The organism is Campylobacter majalis, assembly GCF_905120465.1.
Taxonomy (GTDB): Bacteria; Campylobacterota; Campylobacteria; order Campylobacterales; family Campylobacteraceae; genus Campylobacter_A; species Campylobacter_A majalis.
The window spans coordinates 175749-193139 of the sequence record NZ_CAJHOF010000001.1; the positions used below are offsets into that span (position 1 = coordinate 175749).

Below are 17391 nucleotides of genomic sequence, written 5' to 3' on the forward strand. Positions count from 1 at the left end.
CCCCAAAATTTTTATTTATAGTTTTTTATCGCTTCGTCTAAAATCTTTTGTGCTTCTTTTGCGTCGGCAAAGTCTTTTACTTTTACCCATTTGCCAGGCTCTAGCATTTTGTAAGTTTCAAAGAAATTTTTAATGCGATCAAGTGTGATTTTTGGCAGATCATCAAGCGATTTGATGTTATCATATCTTGGATCTATCTTGCTTACCGGCACTGCTAGCAGCTTCTCATCCATTCCGCTCTCATCCTCCATCACCAAAACGCCTATCAAACGACAAGGTATGACTGAGCCAGCTTGAAGCGGGTACTCATTTAGCACCAAAACATCCGCCGGATCGCCGTCGGCTGCTAGAGTATTTGGTACGAAGCCGTAATTTGCTGGGTAAAACATCGCTGAATACATCACACGATCAACCACTACCGCACCACTATCTTTATCAATCTCATACTTGATGTTTGAGCCGTAAGGTATCTCGATGACGGCGTTGATTTTATCGGGGTTTGAACCTACTTTGATTTTTGAAATATCCATTCTTTTTCCTTTTATTAAATTTATCTTAAAACCTTAAGACTTTTTACATCAACCGAAGTTTTAAAAAAGTCCTTATCTATCTTGCCAACGATTTGCAAATGTGTATTTTCATCAACCACTACACCATGCCATTTATCATCGTCTATTTCAATCTCTATCGTGTCATTATTTTCATCAATAAAGATATAATGTTCGGATTTTATTTGTGATTTTATTTTTCCACGCAACATAACACGTGCATCATCTTTTAAGTCAAGTGCCTCCTTTACGCTTATTAATTTTAAATCAGCCATACTTTTAGCACTTACAAAACCTTCATTTGCAAACACAAATATAACAAAAACCATAAAAGACAAACACCATCTCAACATCAAAAATCCTTAAATTTCAAATAAATCTACAAACACGATTTACAAAAATTATAAAAGCGAGTTAATAAGTGCCTTCATATCAGCTACTATTGGCTCGATACCACGCTCACCGTTTATCACATGAAGCAAATTTTTGCCTTTGTAAAACTCACGAATAGCAACAATTGGATCAAGATAAACCTTCATACGATTGTTAAAAACTTCATTGTTATCATCAGCGCCTCTAGCACGTCCTAGCACACGCTCACGTGCTACATCTTCGCTTACATCAACCTCGATAACACCCTTTAACACTATCTCATCTTGAGCTGATAAAACCTTATCAAGTTCGCTCATCTGCTCAACACTTCTAGGATAGCCATCAATTACAATATTTTTCTTATTAGAGCCCTTTATAGCTGATACTATAGTATTTACAACCACTTCTAACGGAACTAAATTGCCCTTTGAGATATAGCCATCTATTAGCACTCCAAGATCACTACCACTAGCCACTTCTTCACGTAACAAATCGCCAGTTGAAAAATGAGCAAAGCTACCATCAGCCTTTGCTATCAAGTCTGCATCAGTTGTCTTACCAGAACCTGGGGCTCCTATGATTAAAAATAAATTTTTCATTGTTTTTCCTTTTAAGATAGCTTGACCTTTAAAACACACTTGAACAATTTTAAATTTTGCTTACAACATAATAATTAACCAAAATTATACAAAATATTCAATTTCATCTCAAAGGACTTCGCCATTGATTTTTATCTTTAAAAACTAAAGAATTTTTATAATTACATAAATTTAAATCAAAAATTTTATGACTTATTTAAATTTCAAACTACACAAAAATACTTACGCCATAAAATAATTACTTTTCTTTTTCTCTTAATCTTAGTCCTAATTCACGAAGCTGCTCACTATTTGCCTCACTCGGTGCTTTTGTCATCGGACACTGAGCACGTTGCGTTTTAGGAAATGCTATAACATCACGAATGCTACTTGATTTAGTTGCCAACATAATAAGCCTATCAAACCCAATGGCAATACCGCCATGTGGTGGCGCACCAAAACTAAGTGCGTCAAGTAAGAAACCAAATTTCTCTTTTTGCTCCTCTTCATCTATGCCAAGTAGCTTAAATACCTTTTGCTGGACGTCATTTTTGTGTATCCTAATACTTCCACCACCTAACTCAAAACCATTTAACACAACATCATGAGCTATAGAAAGTATATCCTCCATATTCTCAGCATCGATATTTTTTGGCATGGTGAAAGGATGGTGCATCGCTGAGTATGAGCCATCATCATTTTGCTCAAACATTGGAAAATCAAGCACCCATAAAAACTCCATCTTATTTGCATCAATGATGCCCATCTGCTCTGCTAGAAAAACCCTAAATCTTCCCATATAATCAAGCACGATTTTTTTACGTCCAGCACCAAAGAACACGACATCACCGACTTGTAGCTCACTTCTTTTAACTATCTCATCTAAATCATCTTGAGTGAAAAATTTACAAAGCGGACCTTTTAAACCGTCTTCTTTCATCTGAAAATATCCAAGTCCTTGAGCACCAAATTTACGCACAAATTCTTCAAATCTATTCATTTCGCGTTTGCTAAAAATATTATCTCCATTTGGCACTTTTAAAGCCTTAATGCGGTTGCGTTTTGGATCTTTTGCAATAGAGCTAAAAATTTCATTACTTGAACGCTCAAAAATATCAATCACATCTATAAGTTTTAGATCATATCTTAAATCAGGCTTATCAGAACCGTAAGTTTCCGTCGCCTCTTTATAGCTCATTCTGCGAAATGGAGTTGAGATATCATATCCACACGCTTTAAATATATCCTTTAGCATACTTTCAGCCATATTTATGATGTCTTCTTGCTCTACAAAACTCATTTCAACGTCAATTTGTGTAAATTCTGGCTGCCTATCAGCTCTTAAATCTTCGTCTCTAAAGCACTTGGCTAACTGAAAATATCTATCAAAACCACTACACATTAAAAGCTGTTTAAATAGCTGTGGGCTTTGCGGAAGTGCATAAAATTGTCCTGGATAAACACGACTAGGCACTAGATAATCTCTTGCTCCTTCAGGTGTTGCACGAGTAAGCATAGGTGTTTCAAACTCAATAAATCCCATTTTATCTAAGCTGTTTCTAGCAGCTATAGCGGCGGCTGAGCGCATCTTAAAGATATTTTGCATTCGCTCATTTCTAAGATCTAAAAAGCGATATTTTAACCTAATATCTTCATTTACACTCTCATCACCTATCATAAACGGCAATGCTTCACTTGCATTTTCAATAATCAACTCATCTACAACTATCTCGATCTCACCAGTTTTTAGACGCTGATTTATCAATCCTTCACCCCTAGCTCTAACCTTGCCTTTTGCTTTTAAAACATACTCATCACGCACTTTACTTGCTATTTCATGAGCCTTAACACTATCGGCAGGGTCGCATACAAGCTGGACTAATCCGCTACGATCGCGAAGGTCAATAAATATAACACCACCATGATCCCTATAAGTATTTGTCCAACCGCACAGCAAGACCTCTTTGCCGATGTCGTCTTTGCTTAAATCGGTGCAATAGTGACTTCTCATACATAAATCCTTTTTATTGTTTAAAATTGCTAATTTTATTTAATTTTGTATTAATAACTTCTTAGTAATAAATTGTTTATTTAATGTTTAAATAACATAATTGTTATCGTTTGTATCTACTCTAGTGTCTATATCCTTTAGCTGAGAATATTTTTGCACTATAGTTGGAGTATCATCAAGGCTAATCATAAAGCTATAAGAGTATGAAAAAACAGCGTATATATGCCCTGCATCAATCTCGCCTAAACACAGCGAAACAATAGCCACACTAAATATAAAAAATGCAAAAATTCCATGTATAAAATAGCCAAATGCTTCTTTGTTTGATATGCTTATTCTAAGCAATGACGTAAAAGCATAGTGTCTTGCTATTTGATATTCGCTTGAAGCGGTTATAACATCAACATCACGCTCCATGCGACTATTTAGTCTATTAAAAAGCCCTTCATTAATTTTGCTAAATTTTTTAATATTTGCAAAGACAATCACTAGCACCAAAACGCAAGTAAGACCCACATAAAATTCCAACACAAGCAACATAAAACAAGCACCAATTATAGAAATAACAGAAGTAAAAAACATCGGCAAATGCTCTTCAAAAAATTTTATAAATTCTCTTGAAAGTGCAACATGGGCTGTCGTAGTAGATGCATCAAAATTATCCGTATTTCGTTGATTTGTTATGACTTTTGTAACAAGCGATGTATAAATTTTAGTAAATACCATAGTATCAATCATGCGTCTTAATGCCCCTACTCCCCAAAATACAAATGCCATGATCGCATAAATCATGGCAGATTTTATATCGCCTTGCATGATTTTATTTATGGCAAATCCAGCTATTAAAGGATAAGCAAGAATTAGTAAATTTTCAAGCAAAACAAGTCCAAAAGTAATGATAAGCTTTTTGTAATTTTGCTTTGCCATGGTTTTTAGTGTATTAAAAGCTGATTTTGTATGCATGATACAGTGTGTCTCATAGGTAAAAACCTATGAGATTAAAAAACATTATTTTTTACATTCGCAAGATATAAATTTATATGCCAATGCACCTATTATTGCACCTATTATTGGTGCTACCCAAAACAGCCAAAGTTGCTCTATCGCCCAACTACCTTGAAACAATGCTACACCAGTTGAACGAGCTGGATTAACTGATGTGTTTGTTACCGGAATCGAGATTAGGTGAATTAACGTTAAGGCTAAACCAATAGCAATCGGTGCAAATCCAGATGGAGCCCTTTGGTCAGTTGAGCCAAGTATAATAATTAGAAAAAATGCAGTTAGCACAATCTCAATAACCAAAGCCGAAAGCATAGAGTAACCACCTGGTGAATGCTTGGCGTATCCATTTGAAGCAAATCCAGCAGTCGCATCAAAGATATCATTTCCAGAAGCAATAACATAAAGCACAGCAGCAGCAAGTATAGCACCAACTACCTGAGCTATAATATACGGAACTAAATCTTTGCCAGAAAATCTACCGCCAACAAACAAACCAATTGAAACGGCTGGATTAAAATGCCCACCCGAAATGTGTCCCACAGCATATGCCATAGTTAAAACCGTAAGACCAAAAGCCAATGAAACACCAACAAATCCAATGCCAAGCTCTGGATATGCTGCTGCTAAAACAGCACTTCCACAACCACCAAAAACTAGCCAAAATGTTCCAAAGCACTCTGCTAAATATTTTTTCATATTATCTCCTTATAAAAAATGTGGGATTTTAGCACAAAATAGTAAATGAATAAAAAAATTAAAATTTCACAATACAAAATAAAAACACCTAAAAACAAACTTATAGCCTAATGCAATGAAATTTTAGATATTTAAATTATAAGTGGATTTATTGCGATAAAAGTAGCAAAATAAGGGCTAAAATTTAAGATAAATTTTAGCCGCAATATTACTAAAATAGAGAATTTACACTTTCATTATGATATATTCGCCTAATAGTTTCGCCAAAAAGTGGTGCAACGCTTAAAACTTTAATACACTCAAGCTCTTGCTTAAGAGGAATAGTATCAGTAACTACTAATTCATCTAAATAACCCATGTGTAAATTTTCATATGCCGCACCACTAAGCACTGGATGAGTACAAAATGCCATAACACTAGTAGCACCCTTTTCCTTGAATGTCTTAGCAGCTTTTACTATCGTTCCTGCTGTATCTATCATGTCATCTACAAGTATTACGTCTTTGCCATTTACATCACCAATAACATTCATAACTTCGCTCTCATTTGCTTTTTCTCTACGCTTATCAACAATAACCATATCAAGTCCAAGATTTTTTGCTAACGCTCTAGCTCTAGCCACACCGCCAACATCTGGACTAGCCACTATCGGATTTGGTAGATGCTTTGCTTTAACATAATCAGTAAATACAATGCTTCCGTATAAGTTATCAACTGGAATATCAAAAAAACCCTGAATTTGTCCCGCATGTAAATCCATAGTTACAACACGATCAATACCAGCAGTCTGCATCATATTTGCCACTAATTTCGCCGTTATTGGCACACGTGGAGCAGCTTTTCTGTCTTGTCTAGCATAACCAAAATACGGCACAACAGCGGTAATAGAGCTAGCTGAACTTCTCTTTAAAGCATCAGTTAAAATAAGCAATTCCATCAAATTATGATTTGCTGGAGCACAAGTTGGCTGCACGACAAATACATCCTTGCCACGCACACTCTCGCCTACTTGCACACTTATCTCGCCATCGCTAAATGACTTAATACTAGCCTCACTAATTGGCAACGATAAATACTGTGATACTCTCTTAGCAAAATCAACATTTGCCGTTCCTGAAAAAACTTTATAACCTCTCATCACAAACCCCTTTAATATAAATAATAATTCTAACTAAAAATTGTAAATTTTGTCTTTAATTTAAATTTGAGTAAATTAATTTAATTTTTAATTTTATATTGCATTTTACAATCTCTTAAAAATCACAACTTTTGATAACAAAATCGTATTAACAATCTTATAAAAGTGATAATTTTATTATCTTTGTTAATATTAAAAAAGAGATAGCGTCTGCTTTTCTTCGCTTAATATCTCTAAAAGCTCTTGTTTTTTACAAAAAATAAGCACGTATCTAAAATTTTTATACTCTTTAACATCTCTTAAGTCATCAATTTTAATTGCATTTTCACACTCAAACCAAGACATTTTTGGCACTAAAATTTTAACCTCATCACCAAATTTATTGTATAAATAATTTGCTTCAATCTTAAAAAGCTCCTCGTCACTTTCGCAAATTACAGCTCTAAAGCTTGAGCCAAAGCTGACAGGAGCAAAATTTTTATCTATAAAAATCGGCTCAAAATGCCCTAAATTTTTAATCTCGCCTATTTTATACTCAATTTTGTTTGAGTTTAAAAATTTAACAAGTCCTGCAAAACTAGGTAAAAATACACCAGCAACACCAAGCCCCTGATAATACATATCATCAATTATGACATTTGTAAAAAATATCGAACCACTATTTAAACTGTAAATTTTAACATCAGCAAATACATGCTCATAAAGCGGATTAAGCTGTTGCAAAATCCTAATATCAGCACCAAAAAACATCGCACCAAAAGCTGCATTTTCTATGCTTTTAAAAAGTGTTGCTAAATCTTTTGAGATAAAATTTACATTTTTTGCATGTATTTTACTTAAAATTTGCATCTGAACTGCATTTACACAGTAAAATTTCAGTGCCTTTTGTGAAGCAAAATACCGCATAAGTCTAATTAATGCAGTGTTGATATTTTCAACCCTAATATACGCTACTTCACTATCATTTATGATTATTTTTTCGCTAGTTATTATTGCATATGCACCATTTTTTATTGCTAACTCAATCTCGCTTTCATCAGCCATCAAGCATATATAAGCATGGGTTCGTTTTACATTTTTGGCTTCAAAACTATACCCACCAATATGCGTGATACTCACATGATTTTCAAAAACCCCTTTTATTAGACTGGCTAAATTTTCTACTCGCATTTAGCCTACAATTGAGCCATTTTTAACTTTGGCATGTGTGCCAAGTAGTGTAAGCGAACCGTCCTCTGCCGATAAGATCATGCCTTGAGATACGTATTTTTTCATCATCGTTCGCTCTTTTAAATTTGATAACACACAAACTTGCTTACCAATCAAATCGCTAGGATTGTAAAATTTCGCTATTCCAGATAAGATCTGACGTGGTTTGTCTTCGCCTAAATCTATTTTAAATTTCAACAACTTGTCGCTTCCTTCAACTCTTTCGCACTCTAAAACTTCGCCTACTTTAATAATAATTTTTGCAAAATCATCTATCGTGATTATGTCATCCTTGCTCTGTTTAATCTCTTGTTTTGGCATCTCTTGATCCTTTTGAGGCTCATCTTCTACACGTGGAAATAGTGGCTGGGTTGGTTTTGCAACAAAGTCTAAAAGCTCATCATTTAATAAAATTTTTACATACATCTCATTTGATATTTCAAAACTTAGAGCATTTGCTATCTTATCGCACGTTTTTGGCATGGCTGGACTTAGCAAAACGGCTATTTTAGCTAATAAATTTGCACAAAGCGAAACAAGAGCATTTGCTTCATCTGCTTTGTTATTTTTCATCATCGTCCATGGCTCATACTTTGCTATTACGCCATTTGCTAAAGCTACAATTTTCCAAATCTCTTCTAAGTAACGATTTGGCATGATATTTTCCAAGCTAGATATTGCACTTTTAATATACTCTTTTGCCTCGTCTAATTCGCTTTGATAAAATTTAGCTGTATTATTTTTATCTATTTTATACTCACTATATTTTCCACTCATTCCTATAATGCGATTTAGCAAATTTCCAAGCCCATTTCCAAGCTCAGAGTTTATACGCTCTATTAAGGCCTTTTTACTATAATCACCATCTTGTCCGAATGGAACTTCGCGAAGCAAAAAGTATCTAAAATTTTCAAGCCCATACACATCAGCAACCTCTTTTGGATTTATGACATTGCCCTTGCTTTTGCTCATTTTTTCGCCATCTTTAGTCCACCAGCCGTGTGCTGCGACGCATTTTGGCAATGGCAAATCCAAACTAAGCAAAAATGCTGGCCAATAAATCGCATGAAATCTTAATATATCCTTGCCAACAAGATGTGTAGTATCGTCCCAATACGCCATTTTCTCATCGCCAAGCGTGTATCCTAAAGTAGTTAAATAATTTACAAGTGCATCAAGCCAAACATACATCACGTGCTTTGCATCATTTAAATCATCTGGAAGCTTTACGCCCCAATCAAAACTCGTGCGAGTAATAGATAAATCCTTTAATCCACCCTTAACAAAACTTATAACTTCATTTTTTTTGCCCTTTGGAAGCACTGAAGTATCGCTTGTTTCATACCATTTTAATAGCTCGTCTTCATATTTACTTAGCTTAAAAAAGTAGCTCTCTTCTTTGACAACGCTTGTTTTTCGTCCGCAATCAGGACAGCAATTATCATCTAAAAGCTGAGTTTGAGTAAAAAATGTCTCACAACTAACACAATAAAACCCCTCATATTCACCCTTGTAAATATCGCCTTTTTCATACATTTTCATAAAAGCATTTTGAACAGTTTTTTTATGATTTTCATCAGTTGTGCGGATAAAATAGTCATAACTTATATCAAAATCATCCCAAAGAGCTTTAAATTTACTCGAAATTTCATCAGCATATTCTTGTGGTGTTTTATTGCGTTGTTTAGCGGCTTGCTCAATCTTTTGCCCATGTTCATCAGTTCCAGTCATAAAAAACGTATCAAAGCCTTGCAAACGTCTAAATCTAGCCAAAGTATCAGCTATGATAGTCGTGTATGCGTGTCCGATATGGGGCACATCATTGACATAATAAATCGGTGTAGTTATATATTTTTTCATAATTATTCCTTATTAAATTTTAAAACTCAAATCCACCACCAGCACCCTTTGACATAGAGTTATACGCACTATCGACATATCTTTTTCTTGTTTCACACTCAAAAAGCATATCACAATCAAAGCAACTCTTTAAATTTTTGCTCTCTTGGCACTGCTGAAGCGTTTTTTTGTCTTCTTCAAGCTTTAACTCAAAGCTATCTTTTTGTATATTTTCAGACATTATATGCACTTTTTAATCTATCAATTTCATATCTTGAGCCAAAAAAACAAGGTGTAGTTTGGTGTGTTTTTTCAACCTTTATGCTAAGAAGCGAGTTTGAAACTCCATCAGTTGTCGCACCACCAGCATTTTCATAGATAAATGCAAATGGAAGCACTTCAAAAAGCACTCTAAGTTTGCCATTTACACAATCACTAGTCGCCGGATAGCTAAACAATCCACCACCTTTAAGTAAAATTTGATGCAAGTCAGCAACCATAGCACCAGAGTATCTAAGCCTATAGCCTTCATCAAAAAGCGATTTTATAAAACTAGCATGAGTTTTACTCCACCCTTTTTGCGTTGCACCACTCGCATTTAATTTACCTTTTTCAGCCATCTTTAGCTCTTTGATTTTGGCAAATTTATCACCCATATCTAGCCTGTATAGACATGGTGCTTGATTGTTTTCCTCACAAATTACAAGTTCAAGCCTAGGACCATAAACGCTATATGCTGCTGCAACTAAACACTCAGGTTTTAGCTCGTTTTCATATATGCCAAATATCGAGCCAACGGCAAAATTTACATCAACTAAGCTTGAGCCATCAAGTGGATCGTATGCAATTATAAATTTTGCATTTTCGTTTAACATCAAAACTTCATCTTTTTCTTCGCTCACAAGTGCTTTTATGCTAGCTATTTTACTAAACTCAGTGGTTATTATCTCATCACTTAAAACATCAAGCTTAAGCTGATTATCGCCTGTGGCATTTTGGTTTTGACTATATCCTAAATCAGCGTATTTTATCGTTTGAGAAATTTTTATCGAAACGTTTTTTATAGCATCCAAAATTTCATTCATCTCTTACCCTTTTGTTATAACATCTGCAAATTTTATCAAACTATCGTAATAAAAACATAAATTACAAAATATATAATTTGGTTAAAATTTTATAGCAAATCACACGACTTTTGCATTTTGTAAAATCCACTCACAAACACTCTTTACATCATCTACTTTTAGGCTAACAATTCCATCATAAGCCTGTCCATCAGGTGTTGCAATAGCATTTGAGAATGGCAAATAACTCTCATCAATCTTGTCTCTAAACAGGCTAATGCGTGGCAAATCAAGCGTTTTTAATCCTTCAACCAAAAGAAAATCAAAATCTCCAAGCATCCTAATAACCTCATCTAAACTCGATTGAGATTTAGAAAAATATGTCGTTTTGGTAGGGCTTAACACAACTACATCAGCTCCAGCTTCGCTAAATTTAAAACTATCCTTGCCCTCAACGTCAAATTTAGCCTTATTTGCCGGATCGTGTTTAATAACTACGACCTTAAAACCATCATTTATAAATTTCTGTGCCACTTTTAATATAAGTGTTGTTTTACCACTATTTGATGGACCAGAAAATGCAACAGCAAGCCTTCTCATAAAAACCTTTTTAAAAAAATAGCCTAGATTATATCCAAAAATGTCTTAAACATAAGGTGAAATTTGATAAAATCACATCTAAATTTAAAGGAAGAAAATGAGAAAATTTATGCTAGTAGTAATGCTTGGCTTATTTGGCGGATGTGCTACAAAAACATACAATCATGAACCAATTAAGAATGAAATACTAGCCTATACAAAAAAGGCAGAAATCATCATAAATAATAATGAAAGAGTGCTAATAATAGCTACTTACATAAATCCAATATCAAAAGAAAAAAATACCGAAAATGAAAATTTCATCATATCTATTAGTCCAGAAAGTGCCGAAATTTCAAGCATAAATTTAAATAAAGATTTAAATTCTACACTAAGCATCATCAATGAAAACGATAGAATTTTACAAGAATTAGGATTTACATTACCATGGGCAAAACACTATAAAATTTCAGCTGCATCAATCAAAGATGAAAAAGTGTTAAATTTAGACATAGCTGTTAAAATTTGCGAAACGTGTAGCACACATAATGCACAAATAAGTATTCAAAAAATATCAAAATCGCTTTATTGGAATCCATAAAATAAGCCCAACCAAAGCATTTTAAAGTAAAAAGCTTTGGTTATTTTCTAAAATTATCTGTTAATTGCGGATTTAAAAGAGCGTCAAAAAGCTCTGATATTTTAATCTCATTTTTAAAAAGTGCGCGATAAACAACGTAGTTTGCAAGAACTTTCTTGCCATATAGCCTACTCTCAGCATACGGCACTAGCTCCATTGACAAAAATGGCTCGTATTTACCAGCTTTAAACATATCATCTTTGGTTATTAAACGCTTTGTAAAACCAATACCGCCATTATAAGCATAAGCGATAAATAACGGATGATAAAGGTATTTTTCTAAGTAATTTAAGTGATGATTTGCAAAAGTATAAGCAACATCTGGCCTAAACATATGATCTTCATCAAAATCTGGTATTTTTAGCTCTTTTTTGCCAATCGCATTTGCCAAAAATGGCATAAACTGCATAGTCCCAAGTGCATATGATGTCGAAACAACGGCTGGTAAAAATAGGCTTTCTTGACGAGCTATGGCAAAAATCAATGCTTTTCTAATGTCATTTGTAAAATTTAAAGCATCATTTTCAGGAATAATATAGTAATGCTTTTTATATCCATTTGCTTTTTGCATAAAATACACATACGCAGCCACACTATCTATAGTGTAAAATTCCCTTGCCTTTGCCTCTAGTTGCTCCTTGTCTAATTTCTCAGCGCTATTTGCCACACTAACCCACGTAAATGGATTAGTTATATCCGGCTCATTGTTATTTTGTTTTTTTGGTCTTGGCACATACACATCAAATGGCTCGGCACCAGTAATTTCTTTGGCATAAAGTGAGTAGATGTTTATATCAGTGCTATTTGCTAGTTCATGCAAAATGCTATCATCGCCTAATAAATATAGCCAAAATTTTGCATTATCCTTTTGCGAGGCAAACTCATATGTATTGAGTGCGGCTTTAAAATACAGCTTAGCCATACTCTCATCGCCAAGAGTTACGGCATTTATGCCTAGATAAAATGCATCGTTTTTACTTGTTATCTCAGGAGTTATTAACAAAAAATTGCTTCTTAAAACGTCTTGTTCTCGTTTCATTACCAAATTTATCAAAAACTGTGTAAAACCCTTTGTTTTATAAAGCTCATCCATAAAATTTTGACTTAATTTAAAGCTAAATTTATCTGTTTTTAACTCATCGCTAATCGCATTATAATAGCCCAAAAACTCAGCCGCAAAACCAAACTCATATAAAGTAAAAGCTGGATTTTTTGTATTTAAAGCACTTAAAATTTTAGATTTTTTAGGATGAGAGTTTACTAAATTTAAACTTAATATCTCGCGTGTAGTTTTATCTAGCTTTAGACTATAAGCCACTGTGGTTAGTGCGTTTTGGCAAGTAGCATTTGCGTCAATTATATTTTTTGAATTAACTTTAGCACAATTTCCTACAACACGTTTTGGCGGGATAATTTTTTGTATAGATTTTTTAACACTTCCAGCATCCCTATATAGCTGTTTTGATAGCTCATATACCTGCTCTTTGCTTGGATTTGCCTCGTTTATTAAGCGATTTATATAATAATCCTTTGCCAAGCTTTTTGGCTTAGTCTTTAATTCATCGTAGCTTAAAACGCCACCATTTAGCCAAGCAAAACAAAGAGTAATTAAACTACAAAGACGAAGCAAAATCAAGAAGCAACCTTACAAAAAATAAGTCTATAAAATGAAGCGATAAAAGCAATATGACAGGCGTTAGATCCAACCCTCCAAATACAGTTTTTGGTAAAATTTTACGCACCAAAGCATAGGCTGGTTCGGTTAAGCGATAAAGTAGCTGAACTATTGGATTATACGGATCTGGTCTAACCCAACTAAAAAGGGCTGAGATGATTATAATCCATGTATATATTTGTATAACGCTGTGTAAAATATTTGCAACGGCAAATAAAAATGTCGAAAGTATCATCTTGCTATCTCCTTAATGTCGTTTTTTATCAGCACATATAACTCACTAAGCTCTGGTCCGTGAAACTCGCCTGTCAAAAGATATCTAAGCGGCATAAAAAAGTTCTTGCCTTTTAAACCAGAAGCACTCATAAGCTCTTTTTTAAACTCATCATAAGTTTGGCAATCTTTTATATTTTTTACACAATTTTTAAGTATCTCAAACTCATCTGCAAACTCATCTGGAGTTGATTTTGGCGAATATAATTTATTTATTTTATCTGCAATCTCAGGCAAAAGTGAGCTTTCTTGAGTATAAAATTTCACCAAACAAGCTCTATTTTCGCTAAGCCCTGTTAGCTCTGATAAACGCTCATTTGAAGCAAGTTTTATATGCTCACGATTTACATGTTCTAGTTTTGCGATATCAAATTTAGCTGGTGAGCGTGAAATTTTAGCTATATCAAACCACTTTGTAGCCTCTTTGATGGTAAAAATTTCGCATGGAGTTTTGTTGCCAAGCAAAATCAAATAATTTGCTATCGCCTCTGGCATAAAACCATGCTCAAGCATCCACTTAACGCTACTTGCATCATCTCGTTTGCTCATTTTTTTGCCATTTTCATTTAATATAATAGGCAAATGTGCATAACCAATCTTATCCGTATAGCCCAAAGCTTCTCGTATAAGCTCTTGCTTTGGAGTGTTGCTTACATGATCTTCGCCCCTAATTACATAGCTAACACCACTTAGCATATCATCAACCGCACATGCAAAGTTGTAAGTAGGCGTCTTATCAGCACGCATTATCACAAAGCTATCCACAGCGTCTGGCTCAAAGCTTAACTCACCCTTAATCGCATCTGTAAAACTCATAGTTTTTGTTGGTTTTTTCATGCGTATAACAAATGGTTTTTCGTTATTTAGCACCTCTTCGTCGCTTAATCTTTCACAAGTGCCATCATATCTATACGCACGACTCTCATCTTTAGCCTTTTGTTTTTTTGCTTCAAGCTCAGCCTCAGTGCAAAAACATGCAAACGCCTTTTTATCTATCATGAGCTTTGAAGCTAATTGGCGATGAAATTTTAAATTTTCACTCTGTATGTATATATGTTTTGGATGTATATCAAATTTAGCTAAAATTTCAATTATCTCTTTCTCTTTTCCCTTGATATTTCGCTCAGTATCGGTATCTTCGATACGCAAAATAAAATCTTTGCCATTTTTAATCGCACAAATATAATTAAAAATAGCAGCACGTAAATTTCCAATATGCATATCACCTGTTGGCGATGGTGCAAAACGATACATTATTATATCCTTAATATTTATTTTAATTTAAAACGTAGATTATACCATAATACGCTTTTGCTAAATTTTAATTTTTATCATTTACAAAGTTTTATTTAAGTAAAATCGCCAAAATTTTAATAAGGAGAGTAGATGGGTTTCATCAAAGAATTTAAAGAATTTGCTGTTAGAGGCAATGTCATTGATATGGCAGTAGGTGTTGTGATTGGCGGAGCTTTTGGCAAAATAGTGTCATCATTAGTAAGCGATGTAATAATGCCAATAGTTGGTGTGCTAACTGGTGGCGTTAATTTTACGGATTATAAATTTACACTAAAAGATGCCGCTGAAGGTGTCGAAGCTGTGACAATAAATTACGGCAATTTTATTCAGACAATGGTTGATTTTACAATAATAGCATTTTGTATATTTTGTGCCATCAAAGCCATAAATAAACTTAAAAAAGAAGAACCAGTAAAAGAAGAAGAACCAGCTCCAACACCAGCTGACATCTTGCTATTAACAGAGATAAGAGACCTACTAAAGAAAAACTAAATTTACCGCCTAAAATGGGGCGGTAACAATTCTTTTATATTTATTTTGCTATCATTTACCTAAAAATTAAAGGCAAGATCATGATAGAAAAAATACCTATGTTTAACTTCTTAAACGATGATGAAATTTCTAGATTAAAAGATATCAGCACAATCAAAAAATATAAAAAAGGCGAGTTTTTATTTATGGAGGGTGATGAGCCAAAGTGGTTGATATTTTTACTCACTGGCTCAGTTAGACTATACAAAAATAACGCAAAAGGCAAAGAGATTTTTTTGCATCAATTAAGTCCAATGAATTTCGTAGCAGAATTAGCAAATTTTGAAAACATAGCGTATCCAGCAAATGCCGTATTTACAACATCTAGCGAAGTGCTTAAGATAGATTATGTGAAATTTTATAACGAGTTTTTAACCAAACCAAAAATGGCAATAGCAATCATAAAGTCACTATCTCAAAAACTAAAAATAACAAGCGACGTGCTTCATCAAGAATTAGTTCTTAACTCAGAGGCTAGAGTGGCAAAATTTATACTAAATCACGAAGATTTATTTAATGAGCTAAAACACGCCAAAATAGCGTCTATACTAAATATCACACCAGAAACATTTTCAAGAATTTTAAACAAATTTAAAACTCAAGGGGTAATAAAACTAACAGAAGGAAACATAATATCAACAAAAAATAAACAAAGCTTGATTAACATAATGGATGGATAATTTATCATAAATTTTTACTATATTTAAACAAAATCAACTCTGTGTGATCTAGTAAATTTTATGTAGCATAAGCTAAAGGCATTAATTTATAAAATTTAATGCCTTTAAAAACTATATTCTAGACGTTAAATCTAAAATGCATCACATCGCCATCTTTTACGATGTAGTCTTTGCCCTCAAGTCGCATTTTACCAGCCTCTTTTGAGCCATTTTCACCGCCACAAGCGATATAATCATCATACGCGATAACCTCGGCTCTAATAAATCCACGCTCAAAGTCATTGTGTATCACACTAGCAGCCTTTGGGGCCTTCCAGCCATTTGTGATAGTCCAAGCTCTTACTTCAACCACTCCAGCGGTAAAGTAGCTGATTAAATTTAACTTTGCAAAGCTCGTGCGAATAATCTTTTCAAGTCCGCTCTCATCAGCTCCAAGCGAGTTTAAAAGCTCGTGTGCTTCCTCATCATCAAGTCCCACAAGCTCCTCTTCTATCTTTGCACATAGCTTTATAACCTCGTGATTAGATTTTGCCGCATAATCTCGTAAAATTTTAACATACTCATTATCCTCGCTAAGTCCGTCTTCATCGACGTTTGCACCATATATCACCTCTTTTGCTGAAAGCAGACGAAGCTCTTTATTTAGCGTGATAAAGCTCTCACTATCACGCCCTTCAAAGCTACTCGCACTCTTGCCATCATTTAGGTGAGAGATGAGAGAATTTACAAGCTCGAGTGTCTCTTTTGAGCCTTTAACATTTGCCTTTACTTCACGTGCTAAACGCTCAGTTTTTTTATTAAGCTGCTCGATGTCTGCTAAAATCAGCTCAGTTTGAATAATCTCTATATCACGCACAGGATCTACGCTACCTTCAACGTGAGTGATGTTTTCATCATCAAAACAACGCACTATGTGAAGTATGACCTCAGTTTCGCGGATATTTGATAGAAATTTATTGCCAAGTCCCTCGCCCTTACTTGCACCCTTTACAAGCCCTGCGATATCGACAAACTCGATTGTTGAGTATTGGATTTTGTTTGGATTTACGATTTTGGCTAGTTCATTTAAACGCTTATCAGGCACTGGCACTATTGCCTTATTTGGCTCGATCGTGCAAAACGGATAGTTTGCACTTTCTGCGTTTTGAGCCTTGGTTAAGGCGTTAAAAGTCGTTGATTTACCGACATTTGGAAGTCCTACGATACCAACTGAAAGACCCATTATCTATTTTCTCCTTGTTATCTCACTTTATAAGC

General features: G+C 34.3%; 19 protein-coding genes. 3 read left to right on the top strand and 16 right to left on the bottom strand.

The window, feature by feature from the left end; translation table 11 throughout:
- Window positions 1-11: 11 nt before the first annotated feature.
- The 12 genes from ppa to mobB all read right to left on the bottom strand — a co-directional run bounded on the left by ppa (window position 12) and on the right by mobB (window position 11060).
- Window positions 12-530 (bottom strand): inorganic diphosphatase, encoded by a 519-nt coding sequence (ppa, locus tag LQU93_RS00885; RefSeq protein WP_229932000.1) that lies wholly within the window; start codon window positions 528-530, stop codon window positions 12-14.
- A 20-nt stretch (window positions 531-550) separates the two neighbouring features.
- Entirely contained in the window at window positions 551-901 is a 351-nt protein-coding gene (locus LQU93_RS00890) for a YgiW/YdeI family stress tolerance OB fold protein (protein WP_229932001.1), read from the bottom strand.
- Between the two features lie 48 nt (window positions 902-949).
- Window positions 950-1519, bottom strand: a complete 570-nt coding sequence (locus LQU93_RS00895; protein WP_229932002.1) for an adenylate kinase — start codon at window positions 1517-1519, stop codon at window positions 950-952.
- Window positions 1520-1757: 238 nt separating this feature from the next.
- Window positions 1758-3509 carry an aspartate--tRNA ligase gene (gene aspS / locus LQU93_RS00900; protein WP_229932003.1) on the bottom strand — a complete coding sequence of 584 codons (1752 nt, stop codon included), beginning with the start codon at window positions 3507-3509 and terminating at the stop codon, window positions 1758-1760.
- A gap of 87 nt (window positions 3510-3596) precedes the next feature.
- Window positions 3597-4472: an ABC transporter six-transmembrane domain-containing protein gene (locus LQU93_RS00905; protein WP_229932004.1), complete on the bottom strand. Its 876-nt coding sequence runs from the start codon at window positions 4470-4472 to the stop codon at window positions 3597-3599.
- 45 nt (window positions 4473-4517) lie between these two features.
- Complete coding sequence (gene aqpZ / locus LQU93_RS00910; RefSeq protein ID WP_229932005.1) at window positions 4518-5210, bottom strand: aquaporin Z; 693 nt, start codon at window positions 5208-5210, stop codon at window positions 4518-4520.
- Window positions 5211-5421: 211 nt separating this feature from the next.
- Complete coding sequence (locus tag LQU93_RS00915; RefSeq protein WP_229932006.1) at window positions 5422-6348, bottom strand: ribose-phosphate pyrophosphokinase; 927 nt, start codon at window positions 6346-6348, stop codon at window positions 5422-5424.
- Between the two features lie 192 nt (window positions 6349-6540).
- Window positions 6541-7518: a ferrochelatase gene (locus LQU93_RS00920; RefSeq protein WP_229932007.1), complete on the bottom strand. Its 978-nt coding sequence runs from the start codon at window positions 7516-7518 to the stop codon at window positions 6541-6543.
- On the bottom strand, window positions 7519-9417 hold the full coding sequence (gene metG / locus LQU93_RS00925) for a methionine--tRNA ligase (RefSeq protein ID WP_229932008.1): 1899 nt from the start codon (window positions 9415-9417) through the stop codon (window positions 7519-7521).
- A gap of 19 nt (window positions 9418-9436) precedes the next feature.
- Window positions 9437-9637: a hypothetical protein gene (locus LQU93_RS00930; RefSeq protein ID WP_229932009.1), complete on the bottom strand. Its 201-nt coding sequence runs from the start codon at window positions 9635-9637 to the stop codon at window positions 9437-9439.
- Entirely contained in the window at window positions 9630-10481 is an 852-nt protein-coding gene (locus tag LQU93_RS00935; protein ID WP_229932010.1) for a class 1 fructose-bisphosphatase, read from the bottom strand. The genes LQU93_RS00930 and LQU93_RS00935 overlap by 8 nt, the downstream gene beginning before the upstream one ends.
- Before the next feature lie 99 nt (window positions 10482-10580).
- The gene (gene mobB / locus LQU93_RS00940) at window positions 10581-11060 is read right to left on the bottom strand and encodes a molybdopterin-guanine dinucleotide biosynthesis protein B (protein ID WP_229932011.1); all 480 of its coding nucleotides are present in this window, start codon (window positions 11058-11060) and stop codon (window positions 10581-10583) included.
- A 97-nt stretch (window positions 11061-11157) separates the two neighbouring features.
- On the opposite strand from mobB, the gene LQU93_RS00945 reads away from it, so the two are divergent.
- Window positions 11158-11640 carry a hypothetical protein gene (locus LQU93_RS00945; RefSeq protein WP_229932012.1) on the top strand — a complete coding sequence of 161 codons (483 nt, stop codon included), beginning with the start codon at window positions 11158-11160 and terminating at the stop codon, window positions 11638-11640.
- 40 nt (window positions 11641-11680) lie between these two features.
- Here LQU93_RS00945 and LQU93_RS00950 read toward each other — a convergent pair whose 3' ends face one another.
- From LQU93_RS00950 to gltX, 3 genes are read right to left on the bottom strand one after another with little or no spacing between them, the layout of a single operon-like run.
- Window positions 11681-13315 (bottom strand): lytic transglycosylase domain-containing protein, encoded by a 1635-nt coding sequence (locus LQU93_RS00950; RefSeq protein ID WP_229932013.1) that lies wholly within the window; start codon window positions 13313-13315, stop codon window positions 11681-11683.
- On the bottom strand, window positions 13293-13589 hold the full coding sequence (locus LQU93_RS00955) for a YggT family protein (RefSeq protein ID WP_229932014.1): 297 nt from the start codon (window positions 13587-13589) through the stop codon (window positions 13293-13295). Before LQU93_RS00955 ends, LQU93_RS00950 begins: the two co-directional genes overlap by 23 nt.
- Window positions 13586-14881, bottom strand: a complete 1296-nt coding sequence (gene gltX / locus LQU93_RS00960; RefSeq protein WP_229932015.1) for a glutamate--tRNA ligase — start codon at window positions 14879-14881, stop codon at window positions 13586-13588. Before gltX ends, LQU93_RS00955 begins: the two co-directional genes overlap by 4 nt.
- Window positions 14882-15013: 132 nt before the next feature.
- On the opposite strand from gltX, the gene mscL reads away from it, so the two are divergent.
- Window positions 15014-15415 carry a large-conductance mechanosensitive channel protein MscL gene (mscL, locus tag LQU93_RS00965; RefSeq protein ID WP_229932016.1) on the top strand — a complete coding sequence of 134 codons (402 nt, stop codon included), beginning with the start codon at window positions 15014-15016 and terminating at the stop codon, window positions 15413-15415.
- 80 nt (window positions 15416-15495) lie between these two features.
- Window positions 15496-16134 carry a Crp/Fnr family transcriptional regulator gene (locus tag LQU93_RS00970; RefSeq protein WP_229932017.1) on the top strand — a complete coding sequence of 213 codons (639 nt, stop codon included), beginning with the start codon at window positions 15496-15498 and terminating at the stop codon, window positions 16132-16134.
- A gap of 118 nt (window positions 16135-16252) precedes the next feature.
- On the opposite strand, the gene ychF is transcribed toward LQU93_RS00970, so the two are convergent.
- The gene (ychF, locus tag LQU93_RS00975) at window positions 16253-17356 is read right to left on the bottom strand and encodes a redox-regulated ATPase YchF (protein WP_229932018.1); all 1104 of its coding nucleotides are present in this window, start codon (window positions 17354-17356) and stop codon (window positions 16253-16255) included.
- Between the last annotated feature and the right edge of the window lie 35 nt (window positions 17357-17391).